The 18876-nt window shown below is 60.9% G+C and carries 15 protein-coding genes and 1 pseudogene; 13 read left to right on the plus strand and 3 right to left on the minus strand.

Translation table 11 applies throughout. The features are described 5' to 3' along the window. The coding region (locus tag EOA23_RS18500) for a PLP-dependent aminotransferase family protein (protein WP_145966438.1) at window positions 1–1449 on the plus strand (1449 nt) is incomplete at its 5' end. A 146-nt stretch (window positions 1450–1595) separates the two neighbouring features. On the opposite strand, the gene EOA23_RS18505 is transcribed toward EOA23_RS18500, so the two are convergent. Both EOA23_RS18505 and EOA23_RS18510 read right to left on the minus strand, forming a co-directional pair. Then, entirely contained in the window at window positions 1596–2591 is a 996-nt protein-coding gene (locus EOA23_RS18505) for a glycosyltransferase family 2 protein (RefSeq protein WP_127305188.1), read from the minus strand. A gap of 11 nt (window positions 2592–2602) precedes the next feature. Next, window positions 2603–4645, minus strand: coding sequence for a hypothetical protein (locus EOA23_RS18510; RefSeq protein ID WP_127305189.1), 2043 nt, complete (start codon window positions 4643–4645; stop codon window positions 2603–2605). Window positions 4646–4734: 89 nt separating this feature from the next. Between EOA23_RS18510 and EOA23_RS18515 the strand changes: the two genes are divergently transcribed. From EOA23_RS18515 to EOA23_RS18525, 3 genes and pseudogenes are all read left to right on the plus strand, one after another. Beyond that, the gene (locus tag EOA23_RS18515) at window positions 4735–5436 is read left to right on the plus strand and encodes a class I SAM-dependent methyltransferase (RefSeq protein WP_127305190.1); all 702 of its coding nucleotides are present in this window, start codon (window positions 4735–4737) and stop codon (window positions 5434–5436) included. Continuing rightward, window positions 5436–5831: a GtrA family protein gene (locus EOA23_RS18520; protein ID WP_126063275.1), complete on the plus strand. Its 396-nt coding sequence runs from the start codon at window positions 5436–5438 to the stop codon at window positions 5829–5831. Before EOA23_RS18515 ends, EOA23_RS18520 begins: the two co-directional genes overlap by 1 nt. Window positions 5832–6266: 435 nt before the next feature. After that, window positions 6267–7542, plus strand: a pseudogene (locus EOA23_RS18525) (site-specific integrase); the annotation flags it as partial. An 896-nt stretch (window positions 7543–8438) separates the two neighbouring features. On the opposite strand, the gene EOA23_RS18535 reads toward EOA23_RS18525, so the two are convergent. Then, window positions 8439–9665, minus strand: coding sequence for an ROK family transcriptional regulator (locus EOA23_RS18535; RefSeq protein WP_127305191.1), 1227 nt, complete (start codon window positions 9663–9665; stop codon window positions 8439–8441). A gap of 277 nt (window positions 9666–9942) precedes the next feature. Between EOA23_RS18535 and EOA23_RS18540 the strand changes: the two genes are divergently transcribed. The 9 genes from EOA23_RS18540 to EOA23_RS18580 all read left to right on the plus strand — a co-directional run. Next, window positions 9943–10380: an RbsD/FucU domain-containing protein gene (locus EOA23_RS18540; protein WP_127305192.1), complete on the plus strand. Its 438-nt coding sequence runs from the start codon at window positions 9943–9945 to the stop codon at window positions 10378–10380. 119 nt (window positions 10381–10499) lie between these two features. After that, a complete protein-coding gene (locus EOA23_RS18545; RefSeq protein ID WP_127305193.1) occupies window positions 10500–11462 on the plus strand; it encodes a substrate-binding domain-containing protein in 963 nt (320 codons plus the stop codon). A 153-nt stretch (window positions 11463–11615) separates the two neighbouring features. Next, window positions 11616–13121 (plus strand): sugar ABC transporter ATP-binding protein, encoded by a 1506-nt coding sequence (locus EOA23_RS18550; protein ID WP_245474248.1) that lies wholly within the window; start codon window positions 11616–11618, stop codon window positions 13119–13121. Between the two features lie 23 nt (window positions 13122–13144). Continuing rightward, window positions 13145–14176, plus strand: coding sequence for an ABC transporter permease (locus EOA23_RS18555; RefSeq protein ID WP_127305195.1), 1032 nt, complete (start codon window positions 13145–13147; stop codon window positions 14174–14176). A 103-nt stretch (window positions 14177–14279) separates the two neighbouring features. Continuing rightward, window positions 14280–15053 carry a glucose 1-dehydrogenase gene (locus EOA23_RS18560; protein ID WP_127305196.1) on the plus strand — a complete coding sequence of 258 codons (774 nt, stop codon included), beginning with the start codon at window positions 14280–14282 and terminating at the stop codon, window positions 15051–15053. 320 nt (window positions 15054–15373) lie between these two features. After that, window positions 15374–16531, plus strand: coding sequence for an ROK family transcriptional regulator (locus EOA23_RS18565; RefSeq protein ID WP_127305197.1), 1158 nt, complete (start codon window positions 15374–15376; stop codon window positions 16529–16531). Window positions 16532–16716: 185 nt separating this feature from the next. Beyond that, the gene (locus EOA23_RS18570; protein WP_127305200.1) at window positions 16717–17793 is read left to right on the plus strand and encodes a Gfo/Idh/MocA family oxidoreductase; all 1077 of its coding nucleotides are present in this window, start codon (window positions 16717–16719) and stop codon (window positions 17791–17793) included. Further along, window positions 17793–18620 (plus strand): sugar phosphate isomerase/epimerase, encoded by an 828-nt coding sequence (locus EOA23_RS18575; RefSeq protein WP_127305198.1) that lies wholly within the window; start codon window positions 17793–17795, stop codon window positions 18618–18620. The genes EOA23_RS18570 and EOA23_RS18575 overlap by 1 nt, the downstream gene beginning before the upstream one ends. Then, a partial coding sequence (locus tag EOA23_RS18580) for an alpha/beta hydrolase (protein WP_245474250.1) occupies window positions 18617–18876 on the plus strand: 260 nt, incomplete at its 3' end. The genes EOA23_RS18575 and EOA23_RS18580, both read left to right, overlap by 4 nt.

Below are 18876 nucleotides of genomic sequence, written 5' to 3' on the forward strand. Positions count from 1 at the left end.
CCCTTCCCCCTCGACACGCTCACCGTGAACCGCGCCGGCCCCGAGCACCTGTCGCGCCAGCTCTATCACGGCCTCGTCGCCATCATCCGCAGCCGCGCGCTGCCGCCCGGCTCCGAGCTTCCCTCCACCCGCGCTCTGGCCGCCGAGCTCGGCCTTGGCCGCAACACCATCGTCGCCGCCTACGACCAGCTTGTCACCGAAGGCTATCTCGCCAACCGCCAGGGCGCGCGGCCCGTGATCGTCGACCTGCCCGAAGGCCCGCGCGAGTCGCCGCGCGAGGAGCCGCCCGCGCCGCTGCGCCAACCCTCGCTGCGCGGCCAGCTTCTGCTCAGCCAGCCCTATCATCACGGCAGGCCGGGGCATGTCGCTTTCCACCCCGGCATGCCGGACGCGGGAAGCTTCCCCTTCGGCGTCTGGGGCCGGCTGGTGGCGCGCCGCGCCAGCCATGGCGGCGAGACGCTGTTCGGCACCTATGACGTCACCGGCCACCCGGCGCTCAAGGAGGCGATCGCCGGCTACCTGTTCTCGGCGCGCGGCGTGCGCTGCCGTCCGGAGCAGATCGTCGTCACCACCGGCGCGCAGGCCGCCTTCGATCTTCTGGCACGCCTGCTGCTCGATCCCGGCGACACGGTCTGGATGGAGGAGCCCGGCTACTACGGCGCCAAGGCCGCCTTCACCGTGGCCGGCGCAAAAATCCTGCCCATCCCGGTCGACCACGAGCGCGGCTGGCATCTCGACCCGCCGGACTTCTCGCCCCGCCTCATCTATGTGACGCCGGCCTGCCAGCATCCGCTCGGCATCACCATGCGCATGGAGGAGCGGCTGCGCCTGCTCGACGTCGCCGAGACCGCCAATTCCTGGGTGATCGAGGACGATTTCGACGGCGAATACCGCTTTCAAGGCCGCCCCGTGCCGGCGATCCAGAGCATGGACCGCTCCGGCCGCGTCATCTATGTCGGCACCTTCGCCAAGCTGCTGTTCCCCGCGCTGCGCCTCGGCTTCATGGTGCTGCCGCCGGAGCTCGCCGGCCGCATCGTCAACGCGCTCTCCACCACCGGCCAGTTCGCGCCGCTGCTCCTGCAGGCCGCCTTGGCCGATTTCATCACCGAAGGCCATATGAGCCGGCATTTGAAGCGCATGCGCCGCATCTACGCCCAGCGCCGCCAGCTCTTCCGCGACATCGTCACCGAACGCCTGCGCGAAGAGATCACCCTCTCCCCCGCCGAAGCCGGCATCCAGGTGGTGGGTTATCTGAGGGAAGGCATCGACGACATCAAGGTCAGCCAGGCCGCGGCCAAGCGGGCGATCAACGTCTCGCCGCTGTCGAAATATTTCCAGAACACGGCGCCGACGCAAGGGCTGGTGCTGGGCTACGCGGCGTGCGACGCGGCGCAGATGAGGGATGGAGTGGAGAGGTTGGCGGTGGCGATAAGGGAGGTGCTGGGGTGAGGCTTGGTAAGATCGGGTCGCTGTCATGGAGCCGGAAGCCCAGGCCGCCAACAATGCGGCTCGCGTCGCTGCCCAGCCCGTGAAAGCGATTGAGGATGCGCTGCGGACGCATGGTTTGATCAACTAGGACGTGTTTGGCAGCAATTCTAGACGGGGTGATGCTGAATAGCAGTGCTACGATGGGCAGATGAATGGTCTGAAAAAGTCGTTTCTCTAACGACATATTGCGGTGTGTTATTGAGCCGAATGTAAATGCGGCCGATGTACTCTCCAAGAATCCCCAGGAAGAACATCTGCAACCCGCCCATCATGAGAATGGTGGCGATAGTCGATGCCCAGCCCGGCTGCATCTCGGGGTGCCTCAAACGGTCGACCACGATGATCGCCAATAGGACGAGGCTTGTGGCGGCCATGGCGAAACCAAAAACCGTGGCGATCCGAAGCGGATACACCGACGATCCGGTGGCCATCTTCAGCCAAAGGGAAACCGACCGTTTCAGATTGTAATTGCCTTGGCCAGCGAAGCGATCTTGGTGGTCAATATCAATTGTGGTGATCGAATTCGTAACTTTGAAGATCAGCCCGTCCACATAGGCGTATGGGCCGTCATAGGCGAGAATGGCGTCTGCCGCTCCGCGGCTCAATGCCTTGAAAGAGGAAAGGTAGAGTCCACGAGGCTTGTTCAGAACCCAGCCTGCAACGATGTCATTGAAACGGCTGCCCAGCTTTTTCCATGTCGCGTGTTTGCGTTCTTTGTATCGGGTGTAGCAAACGTCGAAGCCCTTCTCGATCATCTCCGCCAACCGCAGGATGGCGGTCGGCGGATGCTGCAGATCGTCATCCATGATCACCACGATCTTACCGCGCGCGTATTTCAGGCCTGCCATCGTGGCGTTGTGCTGGCCGAAGTTGCGTCGCAAGGAAACGCCCCGTATCCAGGCATGCTCGTTGGCTTGCCGTTGGATCAACTGCCAGCTTTCGTCTGGGCTGCAATCGTTCACCAGCACCAACTCGAAATGGCCATCGTAGGTGCTGCCAGCAAGCGCTGCATGCACTTGGGAGACAAGTTCATGGAGGACATCCGCGCTGCGGTATACTGGGACGACGACCGACAGGGAAATCATATCGCTTTTCTGCTTCATGGCGAATTCCCTCAGAATTCAAATGTCGCGACGGCGTGGTCACAGTTCGGTTGAGACCTGTCGCTGACGCTGAGAGAAAGAGTTCCATCTTCCATAGGCAAGTCTATCCTTTTGTCGTCACCAGGTAGAACCTCTCCGCTCCAGATGTTCCTCCCATTGAATGTGACGTGCGCTTCTACGCCATCCGCGGTCGGGCATTGTTGCAGGAGCTTGTTCGAGATGGAGAGCGCCAAGCGCTTCGGGTGTTGACTGATGTCGGATCTAAACGGAACCGAGACGGAGGTCGGCAAGTTGGTTCCTGGATGGATGAGGAAGGCGTTCTGCCCCATCACGATGACCTGCCCCCATTGGTCGCCGAGTGTTTCGTCTCGCGCCGCAAGCGGAAGCAACATGGAAGACCTGAAGATCTTCCCCCAGCCTGGATAGTGCCGGTCGAGCTCGGTGACGAGTTCATTGGCCTCCTCAAGAGTGACCGGCCGGACGCGCCTGAAAAGATAAGCTTCTATGCCGTCGCTAAGGGCATAGCTTGTGCCCACCCTCTCGTAGGCTCGCCCAAATCCGCGCCCTTGGAGCAGCCATTGGCCCGGGATAGTTATGTTGGCTTGTGTTCCAGGCGCCATTTGCTCCTGAGGTGGCGCCACTGCGACCACATATGCAGCCCGTAGCGCATTGAAGTTGAAGAGGTCGACCTTCGCAATGTGGGGAGCGTAAATGACCCTGCCCTGGAGTGGGGGGTCGAGTGCGACCATGAGGGAGTCGGAGATCTTGCTGCTGGATGCGTAGACGAAAAACTTGCTGCCATCCTTGGTCAAATGGTCCAGATCAGCGACCAAGCGCTGATATTCCGCGTAGTTGTCGAGGTGAAGTGGGCTCGTGTCGGCACGAGGAATGAAAGCATGAGCAGGGAAGTCCAAGGAGCGGGACGCCGGGCTGATGGCGACAAGGAGAATTGCCGAGGAGATAGCTGCGAAAGGGAGAAGTCGAACGCGGGCAGCGAGAAATTGAAGATAGCTTGCGCACCACGCTGCACCGACAAGGAAAATCGGCAACAGCCAAAAGGCGATCGGGAGAAAATGATGTAGGCCAAGGTATTGCGTTCTGATGAAGAAGAAGAACGTGCCAACTGCGGCAAGGAGACAGAAACCGCCCTCAAAATTTTTGTGCGAAACGACCACAATAGCACCGATCACGATGAGCGCTATCATCCAAGGACTCAACCGTTCGGCAAGCATCTCAAGGTGACGAGGAAAGGGGACTTGGTACGCGCTATATAGATCGGCATACGAGGTGGTGAACGCCCGTACGACAAGCCCATGTTGCAATGCGAACGCTAAACCGCAGAGGACGATGCCGGCGATTGCCAAACCGCCGCAAAGATTGGCGATCGCTCGGGTCCCGGCTCTCTCATAGAGGGCCTTGGCGGTCCCCACGAGGAAGGCGGCCAAGAAAAACATGACTATGCTATAGGCGTACCATCGCCGGAATAAAAACGGCAGCCAGATCATCAGGCCGAGCAGAAGTCCGTCACGGACAGGCCGATGTCTCAGGTATTCGGACTTGAACAGCAGCAATGTCGCGAGACCGAGGAAAACGAGACCGACAATGTCGAGCATTCCCCGAAGGGTTGGCGCCCAAAATGGCACGAACGTCAGAGCCATCACGAAAATTGAAGTCAGCTCTGCAGCGGGATTTTTCGCCAGCCTGTGGAAGATTGCCGTCGCAATCACCGCCGTCGGAAGCAGATACATGAGCGCAACGGCGCTCACATACGCTATGCGGCCTGGCCCAAACAGAACATAAAAAGGAAAAAGCGGCAGCACTCCAGCCGGATTGTAGTCTTGAGATTCGATGCCGTCGAAAATCCGCTTGAGCGCAGGCCACGGATCGGCTGCAAGATATTGCCCATAGTCCTGGAAGGTGCGCCAATAGGCGCCATAGTCCCAGGTGTAGGCGGGCTGTTCCCGGTAAACGTATGCTGCAATGATGGCCAGCGTAGCCAATGCGGCAAGCGAAAATGTTAGCATCCAGCGACTGGCGAAGCGTGCGTCTATCATTAGAGACCTATAATAAAACAGAGTGCGCTTGCCGCTGGGTCGACGCTGATGATAGTTGGGGTTTGTGCTTCTAGCGGAGAAGTTGCAGTTTGAGCAAGCGTGCGACTGGAAATGAATTTGACGCCTATCGCCACTCCTATTCGGAGGCAGTGAACGAAGCTATTTCGTTCTCCGGATTGGATGTGGATTTCTTCACGCGCGCCAAAGCAGCACGGCTGCTCGACCTGCTAGAGAGCACACTCGGGCCTACCAGCAACCTTTCCATTCTCGACGTAGGCTGTGGAGTTGGAAACTATCACCCAATACTCCGTGGGAAGGTTGGCAAGCTAACCGGTGTCGACCCATCATCCGAGTGCATCGATGAAGCGAGACAGAAAAACCTTGGTGTGTTGTATCGCGTCTCCTCGGGGGCACAACTGCCGTTTGATGCCGGAGAGTTCGATGCGGTGTTTGCGATCTGCGTCATGCATCATGTGCCGCCTGCAGACTGGGCGAAATTCTCATCGGAAATGGCTCGCGTCACCCGACCTGACGGCGCGGTACTGATCTTCGAACACAATCCCTACAACCCTCTGACTCGAAGGATAGTGTCGACGTGTCCCTTCGATGAGAACGCAGTTCTACTGTCGAAAAGGCAGGTCGTTCACTATCTCAGAGGCGCCGGATTGAGCAGGGTCGAGGGCCGCTATATTCTCACCGTGCCTGCGATTGACGGTGTTCTCAGGCGCATAGACGATGCCTTCGGCCGAATTCCCCTCGGCGCCCAGTATCATGTGCTTGGTCGTCGCTGATGGTCTCTGGTGATCGCCTAAGGCAGTTCATCACCTTCTGTGCCGTGGGTCTGTTCAACACAGGCGCGTACTTCGCGATCGCCAACGGCCTGCATTTACTTATAGGCCTCACGGAAACGATCTCCGCCTACGCGACTTATCTGGTTTTAGTGCCGGTTTCCTTTCTCGGGCACCGAAAGCTGACATTCGCCTCAAAGGGCGCGGTGTGGGGCGAATGGGCAAGGTTCAGCATCGTCCAAGCATTGAACCTACTGCTGATCTGGGTCACCACAAATTTGTCGCGCGAAGGATATTTCGCTGGGTGGCAAACCTTCGCGGTCATCAGTATCGCAATCCCTGCACTGAATTTTGTGGCTTTTCAGGCTTGGGTGTTTGCCAGGAAGCTCGCCGTCTAAAAAGCTGCTCCTGGATATCGTCAGGATCGCCATCCTAAATTCCTTGATGTCGGGTGATATCTAAGCGCGATGGAACAGTGGGTTTTGCGCGTCGCTCATAGCTCCCGTATCGATATCAGCGGCCGATTGACGAAGTTTTCGAGAGTTCAAAGCGTTCTGTGACGATTATGACAAGTTCTCGTCCAAGATCCAGCGCGAGTTTAGCGGCGACAGCGTCGTTCAGAGACGTGGGGCGATTGGCAAAGCGAAATGGATTGAACGGCTTTGGGGGTTCTTGGTGGCCTGATCTCAGGCATCATCGTGGCGCTGGCAGCGTGGGAGTGGCTTTCGCCTCCAACCTAAATTCAGCCTGAGTATGTCCAGTGTGGGAAATCAGTGTGGGACATCGGCGCCGCGCGCTTCTAAATAGTTGATTCCACTGGCGCGCCCGACAAGATTCGAACTTGTGATTCCGTGGACTATGTCATTTGGGACGAGGGAGTTGCCCGGTTTCGGGTTGCGCGTCTTCGCCTCGGGGAAGCGAAGTTATGTTGTGCAGTACCGTGCTGCAGGCCGCTCGCGTCGCTACACGATCGGGCTGCATGGCGTTTGGACGCCTGAGGAAGCCAGGCGCGAAGCTAAAGTCCTGCTTGGTCAGGTCGCACGAGGCGGCAATCCTGCCGAGGAACGCAAGCTCGACCGCGAAGCGATCACGGTCAAGGAACGCTGCACTCGCTACCTCGAGGACCTGAGGAACGGTCTTGTGCTTGGCAAGCGCGGGCGGCCCAAGAAGGCCACGACGATCTCCACCGATGTCGGGCGCGTCGAGCGCCACATCGTTCCTCTGCTCGGGCGTCGACGGGTACGGGATTTGGCCAAGTCCGACATAACGCAGGCCATGAAGGACATCATGGCGGGCAAGACCCGAGCGAACGTGAAGACGCAAAAGCTGCGCGGGCGAGCAATCGTGCGTGGTGGTGCCGGCACGGCGGCTCGGACGATCGGTCTCTTCGGCGGCATTCTCACCTACGCGGTCGAGCTCGGAATCATCGAGCAGAACCCCGTGCAGGGCGTTCGCAAGCCGAAGGACCAGGTCAATGCCCGCCGTCTCAGCGAGCAGGAGTACCGCACACTCGGCAATATTCTGCGAAGGGCGGCCGAGGAAGGACAGTACGAGACCACCGCGGCAATGATCCAGGTGATCGCCTTGACAGGTTGCCGGCGCAGCGAGGTCATCGGTCTGCGTTGGGGCGAGGTCGATATCGAGGGCAGTTGCCTGCGCCTCGCCGACAGCAAGGAGGGAGCATCAGTGCGTCCCATCGGCTTGCCCGTCCTGGAATACCTCGAGGAGCGGCGCCATGAGGAACAGAGTGCTGAAGACTACGTCTTTCCCGGCTGGGAGGACGGCATGCCATTCGGGAGCTTTCCCAGGCAGTGGACGAAGTTGCTCAAGGATACCGACTTGGCCGACATCACGCCGCATGTTTTGCGACACAGCTTCGCCAGTACCGGCAATGACCTCGGCTTCACCGAGGCAACCATTGCCGCCTTGGTTGGGCATTCACGGGGTACGGTGACCAGCCGCTATATTCATACCATTGACACGGCTCTCATCATGGCGGCCGACAGCATCGCTGGCTACATACAGGGCCTGCTTGACGGCGTCGCCTTCACCCACACCGCCTATGCGCTCGATCGAGATTCCAGGAAGGCGGCACTCGCACATTTCCTGGGCGAGCCGATACCTAGAGGAAGGGCCAATCAACGGTCGGCAGCAAGATTGGGCTCCTTCCTACCGAAGCGTCTGCTTTGCGCCCGCATCGGCCGTTCATGTCAGCTCTGCCGCTCCCCCGATGATTGCAGTCCCAAATTCGGAACTGGCTATAACACGGACACTCCCGCTGATCGATGAATGTGCGCGCTGCGCCGCGCTGGCCGCGTTCTCGCAACTGTCGAAGATGGCCGCGCAATTGTCGAGGTACTCTCACCTGCATCGGTAAGCTCCAGCCCTCTGCGCTTGCGCACGAACAATTGCAATTGGAGCGCATCCTCCAATGATGGTGGCTAAAGCGTCGATTTCGGAATGTCATAGGTATCGGCGGCTCGGGATATGCTTTCAGCGCAGGCGACCTGATCAAAGCAGCTTATGTCCTTCAGTTCTCGGTCCGGTATCTCGGCGTCGACGTAGAAGACGCCCTAGAAATCGCCGAGGCGACGGAGGTCTGACTGGAAGCGGCTCTGCCGTCTCGGTGGGGCCGCGAAGCGCCTCCAGATGAACGTTTGGACCAGTTTGGATGTTCCCGAAAGCTGCCACTTCAGGATGGCTGCAAGCCTTGCAGATGCCCAGCAATGCTGAAGCCTGGATGCCGGCCAAGTCGGGATCACCGACGCTGCTCATATGGTTGGTCGCCGTAAGAACGATTTCGGGAGACGGCTAGCCCTGCTTTGGAGCTTTTCTGCGATGGAGGCCGCCGTGAAGCGTCCGCACGGAGCGGCCGCTCACGGCAATTTCCAGCAATACGAGCAGTTGTCACGTGTCTCACGTTAAGTTGTGCGGTGGGAAGATTTCAGGAGCGATGGCCTGTTGCGTTGATGGCTCGAATGACGCGTTGGCGTGCCCGACTGCAGTTAGCGTTCGCTATGTGAGCCCGCGATTTCGGCAAATCGCACTGATCGGCCGACCGGCAGTCCATTTCCGATCTGATCCAGCTCAGGCAGCAGGAAGATGCTATCTCGCAGAGTCCCCGCGGCTCCGACGGCGACAGTGTCGGCTTCAACGCCGGCGACCTCAATAGGAGGCAACACCAGGCCGTGCAGTAAATTGGCGCGCAGGACCGTAGCGACCCTCGCTTCGATCCTGTTGAACAACACCGCCAGCGGGCCGCCCAGGACGATGCGAGCCGGGTTAAGGACATGGATGAGATTGAGCAGCCCCACCGAGATGACCCGCGCCCATCTGTCGAGTACGACTTCCAGGGGACCGCTGGGACTGCGCATCGCTGCCAGACTTGCCAGCCCTTCGGCGATCGATTGCCCGGATGGGAGCAGCGGCAGGAAGGGGCCGTAGCCGCCGAGAAGGCCAAGGGTCAAGGATTTGGCATCTTCGGGACTAGCCGAGAGAACCATATGACCAATTTCGCCAGCGAACCCCCCAACACCCTCGGCAACGCGCCCGTTCCGGATTATCGCAGCGCCGATCCCCTCTGAAAGTAACACGACGAGCATGTCTTCGGTCTCATGGGTGTCGAGTGCGCCGATGGCCGCGGAAAGCGCGACGGCGTCGTTGCAAACCCGGATTGGCCAAGGAGCTCCCAGCGAGGTGGCGACCAATTGTCCAATATCGATGTCTTCCCACTCCAGCAGTTTGGCCGAGACCACGACCCCATCGCGCCCCACGATACCGGGAACGGACACACCAACGCCCCGCACACGTCTGGTATCGACACCCGCGCCGACGACCAGGCGGCGTGCGAGATCAGCGATGGCCTGCGCAACAGGTTCCGGTTCCCGAAAGTTTTTGCTGTTGGGAATGGTGATCTTGTTCAGCACAGCCCCACTGAAGTCGACAAGCACGCCGGCCAGCCAGGTGCTAGATACATCGATGCCGACGAAGAAAGCTCCTTTGGGGTTTAGCGCCACACGTATCCCAGGCCTGCCGACCTTGCCCGCCTCCAGAGGCTCATTGAGTTCCATAGCCAGATCCGCCTCAAGAAGCACTGCGATGACGTTACCGGCAGTCGCCCGGGTCAGGCCGAGTTCGCGGGCAATGTCGGCGCGCGAAAGCGGGGAGGCCCTTCGGAGCAGGCGCAGGCACCTCGTCTCATTGACGTGGCGGATGAGGTTGGTGGTTTTCAAACTTCCTGCTCGTCGGTTTCAATCATCGTTTGGCCTCTGCCCTGTTAGCGTCAGCCGGCCGCGTGCGTCCAGAGTGATTGGACATCGCCGGTGGGTCGCGCTCGTAAAGCGGAGGAAATTGCCATTGACGGCTACCAAAGCCTATTAGTATAGGTTCAATGCAAATACAAGACATAGGGGTCTGCCGGGTGCCTTTTGCCTTCCCTGTCAGATCGCTGAGCGGCCGGACGCCCGGCCCTCATTGAGCACAACGCAATCTGAACAAAGGACGCCTGTCATGCTGAAAGGTATCGATCCAATTCTGTCGCCCGATCTTCTCCATGTTCTGCGGTCTATGGGTCACGGGCACGAGATCGCGATCGTGGACGCCAACTATCCTTGCGATGACGATGCCCATATCATTCGCCTGGACGGCGTGCTGGGCACCAGGATCCTCGAAGCGGTGCTTTCGGTGATGCCGCTCGAAAGCCGCGATTCTCAGGCGGCTTGCCGTATGATCGTCGACGGCAATGCCGAGACAGAGCTGCCTATTTTCGGAGAATTCCGGGACATCGTCACAAGGCATTCCGACCGGTCGCTTCCGCTGGCGCCGATTACCCCCGACGAATTCAAGCAGCGCGCCAAGAGCGGCTTCGCAATCGTTCTCAGCGGCGATCGGCGGCTCTATGGAAATATCCTGTTGAAAAAGGGCGTGGTGGCGCCTCCGGCTGATTAGGCATGCGGGAGGCTTGCATTCTCTTTTTTTGCATAATATGTATAGAACCTAAACAAATCGCCGAAAGATCGTGGGGGAGAGGATTTGTCCGCGATCGGGGCACAAACCAAGGAGGAGATATGAACATGCGCACCACGAGCTTAGTGACAACCCTGGCAGTTCTTGGAACGCTGCTGACCACGGCTATGTCATGGGCTGGCGACAAGCCCCTGACGATCATGCTGTCCAGCCCTGATCTGGCCTTTCCGTTTTCGGTCCACATCATGAAGGAGATGCAGGACGAGGCGGCAAAGCTCGGCAATATCAACGTTGTGGTGAGCGATGGTCAGCGCAATTCCAGCAAGCAGAGCGCCGATATCGAGGCAGCGATCGCCAAGGGTGTCGACGGAATCGTAATCAGCCCGAACGACTCGGCAGCACTTGCGCCGGCGATCCAGGAGGCGATCGATGCCAAAATTCCGGTTGTCACCGTCGACCGCTCGATCGACAGCGTCAAAGGTATTCTCGCTCACGTCGGTGCCGACAATGTGAAGGGCGGCGAGGTGCAGGGCCAGCTCATCATCAAGCTGTTTCCCGGCGGTGCCAGGGTGATGAATCTGCAGGGGCAGCCGGGCACCAGCGCTGCGATCGATCGCAACAAGGGCCTGCACAACGCGCTGGACCCCCTCGCGGCCAAATACAAGTTCGTGTTCGAGGACACGGCCGGGTTTGACCGCGCAAAGGGTCTCTCCATGACCGAGTCCGCGCTGGCATCCATGGCGACCCCGCCCGACGCCATCGCCGCGGCAAACGACGATATGGCGCTCGGAGCCCTTGAGGCGCTGAAAGCCCGCGACCTGACCGACAAGGTGAAGTTAATCGGCTTCGACGCCCTGCCGGAATCGCTCGGCAAGGTTCGCGATGGAGCAATGACCGGCACCATCGAGCAGATGCCTGGCAAGCAGGGCAGGCAGGCTGTCGATATTCTCGTAGCCTTTGTGCGCGACGGCCAGGCGCCGGAGAACAAGATCACGCTGCTCACACCAATCGCTGTGACAAAGGACAACCTCGACGCCGGCGAACGTTTGGGAGAGCTGAAGTAGCTCTTCATCGTCCGCGACCGCTATCCTCCCAAGGTGATCGCGCGCAGGGGTGAGGTCCTAAGCTCCGGCCTCACCCTCTTCGGCCCACAATGCCGCGCTTTTCCGGGCTGCTGAATTCGTTTGGATCTCATAATGCGCCAGCCTCTTTTGCAGATGAATGGCATCACCAAGTCATTTGGCGGCATCTCCGCGCTAAGAGCGGTGAGCCTGCGCGTCGGCGCAGGCGAGGTTCACGCCTTGCTGGGCGAAAATGGTGCCGGCAAATCGACCCTGCTGAAGATCCTGTCGGGTGCTCAGGCGCCGGACGCCGGCGAGATAGATTTTCTTGGCGCGAAGGCAACGTTCAACTCACCCCAGGATGCGCAACGCAGCGGCATAGCGACAATCTACCAGGAGCTGACGCTCGTTCCTGGAATGTCGATTGCGGAGAACATCTTCCTTGGCCGTGAACCTGGCCGGGCAAGCTTTGTGAATTGGGGACGCTTGGTCGACGAAGCGCAAGGCCTGATGTCGAAGGTTGGTCTCGAGAAGAATCCGCGCACACTCGCTCGCGATCTGTCCGTGGCCGAACAGCAATTGGTCGAGATCGCCCGCGCCCTGTCGATGAAATCGAAACTCATCATCATGGATGAGCCGACTGCGGCGCTCTCAAATGCCGAGGTGGATCGGCTTTTCCACATCGTCAGCGGATTCCGGGGCGACGGCCTCAGCGTCATATTCGTCACGCACCGCCTGGAAGAGGTGATGCGCGTGTGCGACCGCTTCACGATCCTGCGGGACGGCTCGTTCGTCTGCGAAGGAGACGTCGCCGATACCTCCATCGACGCCATCATCCGCCACATGGTCGGCCGCGAAATCGCCGCGATGCAACGGCGCCCGGCGCCGGCCGCGACCGAGGCGGTCGTTCTTCGTGTCGAGAATCTGTCGCGGCGCAGGGGCCCCGAAGGGCTGAACGCCATGGCCTTGCATGACATCTGTTTCGAGGTTCGACGCGGCGAAATCCTAGGCATTGCCGGGCTGGTCGGTTCCGGCCGCACGGAGACAGCGCGTGCGATCTTTGGTGCCGACCCGTTCGATTCCGGCGAGATATTCGTTGATGGCGCGTCGTTGCGGCCGACATCGCCGCAAGACGCCATTCGAAAAGGCATCGGCCTGGTGCCGGAAGATAGGAAGCAGCAAGCCCTGTTCCTGTCGCAGTCGATCCGCGCGAACCTGACGGTCACCGCGCAGGACCGGGTTTCCCGGCTGGGTGTCTTCATCGATTCAAGTGCCGAGGACACCCTGATCGCGGAATACCGGAAAATGCTTCGCATCCGGATGCTGGGGCCGGAGCAGATCGTCTCCGACCTCTCGGGTGGCAACCAGCAGAAGATTGTCCTGGCACGTTGGCTCGCTCTGGGACCCAAGGTGCTCATCGTGGACGAGCCCACCCGCGGGATCGATGTCGGGGCCAAGGCCGAAGTCCACAATCTGCTGTTTCAAATGGCACGCACCGGGATCGCCATCGTCGTGATCTCCTCGGAACTGCCCGAGGTGCTGGCCATAAGCGACCGGATCATCACCATGCGCGAGGGCCGCGTCACCGGCGAGGTGCAGGCGGACGCTGCCAATCCCGAAATGCTGATGGCCCTGATGACCGTGGATGCGGTCGCGGCATGAGAGATCAACCAGGGGAGAACAACATGGCGCAAGTGGCAGCGGAGGCACCGGTCGCGAAGCGGCAGCAGTTTCGCGCGTTCAATGTGGCGGCACGCCTCGCGCCAGTGCTATTCCTTGTGGTTCTCATGATCGGCTTCTCGATCATTGAGCCGCGCTTTCTCACGCCGCTGAACCTTTTCAACGTGCTCCGCCAGGTCTCGATCTACGGACTGCTGGCGATAGGAATGACCTTCGTCATCCTCACGGCCGGAATAGACCTTTCGATAGGCTCGATCCTCGCATTGGCAGGGCTTGTCGCGGCGGTGGTGGCAAAGGGCGGCCTCGACAATCGTTTCAGTGTTGGCGATGGATCGGCCGCAATGGGTTACGGATGGGAGGTCGCAGCGCTGGCAGCGATAGGTGTAGGCGTCGCGGCAGGATTTGTTCAAGGGCTGGCTATCACCCGGTTCAAGGTGCCGCCTTTCGTGGTGACGCTGGGCGGCATGTCAGCCTTTCGCGGTGCGGCCTTGCTCTTTTCCGGCGGCGGGCCGGTCAGCGGCTTCGATGACGCCTTTGTCTGGTGGGGCCAAGGTAAGCTCGGGCCAGTCCCGGTTCCGGTTCTGATCTTTGTCCTGTTCGCCGTCATAGCGCACATAACGTTGAGCTATACGCGCTATGGCCGGCAGATCTACGCGGTTGGCGGAAATCCCGAAGCCGCCCGCCTCGCCGGCCTCAACGTCCAGAAGATTATCCTCAGCGTCTATGTCATCACTGGCTTCTTTGCAGGTCTCGGCGCTTTCGTCCTGGCGGCAAGACTGAACTCGGCTGAGGCCGTGGCAGGTACGGGTTTTGAATTGACCGTCATTGCCTCGGTCGTCATTGGGGGGACCAGCCTGTTTGGCGGCACCGGGACGATATTTGGCACGGTCGTCGGCACGGTGCTGATCGGCGTTCTGCTCAACGGCCTCGTGCTACTGGACGTCTCTGCTTATGTCCAGCAGATCATCATTGGCGTGATCATCGTTCTTGCGGTTGCGTTCGACACATTCGTGAAATCACGGCGTCGGGTCTTGTGAGTTTATCGCGGCGAGCCGTCACGGCTCGTGCCGTTCTACCGCCTTGCCAGAGCAGATTCAGACAACAGGCGCCGGGAAGCGGCGCTCATTGGAGTTACTGACGATGACAAAGAGTTTTTTGCCAAGCTTCGGCCTTCACGGGGAAGTGGTGATGGTGAGCGGCGCCGGACGCGGTATTGGCCGGGCCTGCGCGTTGGCGTGCGCCGAGGCGGGAGCCGACATCGTTGCGATCGTTCGTGATGACAATGCCGGCAAGGATTTGACCTCGGATATCGAAGCGCGCGGGCGCCGCGCCCTGATCGTCCCGCTGGACATATCCGAGACCCAGCGCATCGAAGACGCCGTGCGCGGTGCCGTCGCTCATTTCGGCCAGATCGACATATTGGTCAACAACATCGGCATATCGCGCCGAAGGCTCGCGCAATCCGTCAGTGAGGAGGACTTCGATCTCGTCCTCAATACGAACCTCAAAGGTACGTTCTTCCTCACGCAGGCCGTGGCAAGGACGATGATCGAGCGTCGTGCTGGCCGGATCATCAACATCAGTTCCCAGGCTGGAACCGTCACCTTGCGCGAGGAGTCGATCTATTGCATGTCGAAAGCCGCTATCAACCATCTTACCAGGTGTCTGGCGGCGGAGTGGGGTCCGTTGGGAATTGCTGTGAACAGCATTTCACCAACCTTTATCCGGACGGACTCGACGCGCCCATATCTGAGCGACCCGGAGGCGCATCGCCAGACGCTGGCGCATATTCCGCTCGGCCGGATCGGCGAGACTGAGGATGTTACCGGCGCGGTGGTGTATCTGGCTTCGCCGGCTGGCGCCCTCGTCAACGGGGCGAACTTGATGGTCGATGGCGGCTGGTCGATCGCATAAAGTCAATAGACGCCCACGGCGATTGAAAAAATCAACCTCGCATCCTTGCCGCGTCTTGATCCTACATCGGAGCCCGGCTCACCAAGCGTCATAGCGCCTGTTGCTGGTTCGTCACCACCATATCATCGACCGGTTCGTTTGGCATCTCCAACTGGCAGCCGCCGTCCGCTGGGCACTGGTATGAGGACTAAACAGTCTCGACCGTCGCGTGGTGCGCTTACACGATGGCTGTGCCGGCTTTGGACACTCTGTGAGAAAACGGCTTTGGGACAGCCTCTCCAAATGGTATCTGCGGGGGACCGAAACCCCAAGATGCTGCCGTGAACACGACAAGCCTACTGCGCCACATCAATGCGAGGCGTTGCCTGAGACTGCTGCAAAAGGGCCGGCAGCTCTCGCGCGCCGAGATAGCCCGGCAACTGGGCCTGACGAGGGCAACCATCGGCAACGCCATGCGGGTCCTGGTCGATGCCGGCCTGGTCGTCGAGAGCGCCGAAATGTCCCCCGAAACGCGCAAGGGCCGTCCCGGCGTGGGCGTGTCGCTCAATCCGTCGGGCGCCTATTTCGTCGGCGCCGATGTCGGCACGCGTTCCCTGACCGTGGTCCTGCTGGACCTGCAGATGAACGTGGTCAGCCGGATTGTCGAGCCGACCGGTCCGCGCTACCGCGACGCCGGGCATATAGCGGCAAGGCTGCTGTCCCTGATCGAGAGGCTGCTGAACGAAAACCCCGCCTTGCAGGACAAGGTGGAGGGCATCGGCATTTCGGTGCCGGGTCTTGTCGGCCGCGACGGCAGCGTGGTCCATGCCCCGTTCCTGGAGTGGCGCAACTATCCCTTGCAGGCGGAACTGACCCGCAAATCGCCTGCCGACTGGTGGGTCATGGTCTGCAACGACGCCTTCGCCTTCGCCAATGCCGAGCTCGCCGCCTCGGCCACGGCAAAGGCCGGCAGCATGCTGGTCGTTCTCCTGGCTGAGGGCATTGGCGGTGCCGTCATCGATGACGGTCGGGTCGTGATGGGCGGGCACGGCTACTCCGGCGAAATCGGCCACACCATCGTCTCGGCCGGTGGACGCGTCGACACGTTCGAGATGCTGGCCGGCGCGAAGCTCTTCACCCGGCTGTTCGAAGAAGGACAGCCGGTGGCCGACGGCGTCCAGATGCTGCTTGCCAATGTCGGCGACAAGGCGGTGGACGCCGCGCTCGATGCTTGGGTCAGCGGCCTTTCAGCCGGACTCGTAAATGCCATTCATCTGCTTGACCCCGGCCGCATCGTGCTTGGCGGCCCGCTGGCCGGCCTCTACCCAAAACTCAGCCGGCGCATCCAGGCCGACATCAAGCGGCGGCTTCTGGCCGGCTTCGCCATGCCCGAGATCAGAGTGGCGCAGTTCGGCGTCGATGGCGCCGCGATCGGTGCGGCAGCGACGATCCGCGACACGCTTTTCGCTCTGCCGGACCTCGAGACCACCACGCTGTAACGCTGTCCACAGCGTGCTCCGCCACTTTTCGCGCAGCGTGACATCCGGCCGCCGGTCTTTGTTTTAGGGAGCCATCTCAAAAGCTTAGTGCCGGCATAAGTGCGCCGGGCCGCCTCATCTTCGTGTTCCGTAAAACAGCCGTCGAATAAATTCTGATGGAGTGCCTTGACGCGGAGGGGTTTGTGATAGTCAAGAAAGACGCCCGGTGTCTGCGTGTCGGTATCCTCGGTTGCGGACCGATCTCGCAATTCGCGCATCTGGAATCGGCGCAGAAAGGCAGAAATGTCTTCCTCCAGGCCGTGTGCGACGCCGATGTCGATCTGGCGCGGCGGTTCGGCTCCTTCTACGACGCGATCAGCATCTACAACGACTATGACCGCATGCTCGCCGATCCCGAGATTGAGGCGATCGTCATCGGCATTTCCGACGCCTTCCATGTTCCGGCGGCGAAAAAGGCGCTCTCGGCCGGCAAGCATGTCCTCTGCGAAAAGCCGATCGCCATGTCGGTGGAGGAGGCGGAAGAACTGAAAGGCCATGTGGAGCGCACCGGCCTTGTGCTTCAGATCGGCCACATGCTGCGCTTCGATCCGGGCATCCAGGCGGCACATGAGTTCGCCACCGGCGAGATGGGCTCGCTGCTGGCGCTGAAAGCCTGGTACTGCGATTCCACCCACCGCTACACGATGACCGATGCAATTCAGCCCGTGCCGAGGACAGGCGCCAAGGCGCTGAAGCCCGCCGGAGACCAGAAGGCCGATCGCCAGCGCTATTTCATGCTGGCGCATGGCAGTCATCTCGTCGATCTCGCGCGCTATCTGGCGGGGCCGATCAAGTCCGTCCAGGCGCGCCTGCTCGAGCGCTTCGGCGCCTATTGCTGGTTCGTCGACACAGAATTCGAAAACGGCGCGCTCGGCCATCTCGATCTGACGCTGCCGGTCCGGATGGATTGGCACGAGGGCTTCCAGCTTTATGGCGAAAACGGCAGCGCCACCGGCAAGATCTTCAATCCCTGGTACTACAAGTCCAGCGAGGTCGACATCTTTCGCGAAAGCAGCGCGTCCTCCGAGCGCGTGCTTGGCGCCGACGGCCATTTCTACCGCCGCCAGCTCGAAGGCTTCGCCGACGTCGTCCTGAACGGCACGCCGATGAACGGCGCTTCGATCGAGGACGGCGTCGCCTCCGTCCGCGCCATGGTGGCGATCGGCCAGTCGGTGCGCAGCGGCAAGCCCGTCGATCTGGCGGACGCCTCGGGACCGGTCTGATGTATCCCGCAATCTTTGCCCGAACCTATCCGCTCGGCCCTGTCAACGAGCTGCTCTCGGCAATCGGGGAGGACGGCTACGAAGGCATGCAGTTCAACCTGTCGTGCCTGGGTTTGGCCAGCCTTCCGGACTCCGTCCCTGCCGGTGAGCTGAAAGCGTTTGCCGAGGCTGCCCGCAAGCACGGCCTGGCGATCGCTGGTCTCTCCGGCACCTATAACATGGTCCATCCCGATGCGCCGATGCGCCGTGCGGCCCGCACCCGCTTCGCCAATGTCGTCGCCGCCGCGCCGCTGCTCGGCGCGCCGATCGTGACCTTATGCACCGGTTCGCGCAACGCCGACGACATGTGGGCAGCCCATCCCGACAATGCCTCGCCGTCCGCCTGGGCGGACATGCGCGCCGAACTCGATGCGGCGCTGGAGCTTGCCGAAAAGCACGATATCCGGCTCGGCATCGAGCCCGAGCCCGGCAACGTCGTCGCCGACGCCGGCCTTGCGCGGCGGATCCTCGACGAGGTCAGGAACCCGCGCCTCGGCATCATCCTCGACGCCGCCAATCTCGTCGGCGACAGGCTGAGCGACCAGGCTCGCGTCATGGAAGAGGCGGTGGACCTGCTCGGCGAGCACATCATCCTGGCGCATGCCAAGGATGTCGACCGCACCGGCACGGTGGTCGCCACCGGCGCCGGCGCCGTCAACCTCCACCGCTTCCTGCGGCTCCTGCGTTCCTGCGGCTACGACCAGGCGGTCGTCGCGCACGGCTTCGAGCACAAGCATGCGGCGGCGTCGGGCGCGGCCCTGCGCACGCTTCTCGAGGATGTGTCGTGACCGCCGGCACCTTCACCACCGTTGACGGCTGCGCGCTCATCTTCGATGTCGCGGGCACGGGACAGCCGGTGCTGTGGCAGCACGGGCTCGGCGCGCCGCTCGATCAGCCGCTCGAAGTATTTCCGCAAGGCGCCGGCCTGCAACGCATCACGCTGATGTGCCGGGGCCATGGCGCCTCCGCGCTCGGCGATCCGTCGCGGCTGTCGATCGCGCAATTCGCCGACGATGCCCTGGCGCTGCTTGATCATCTCGGCAT

This window comes from Mesorhizobium sp. M2A.F.Ca.ET.042.01.1.1 (assembly GCF_003997405.1).
Classification (GTDB): domain Bacteria; phylum Pseudomonadota; class Alphaproteobacteria; order Rhizobiales; family Rhizobiaceae; genus Mesorhizobium.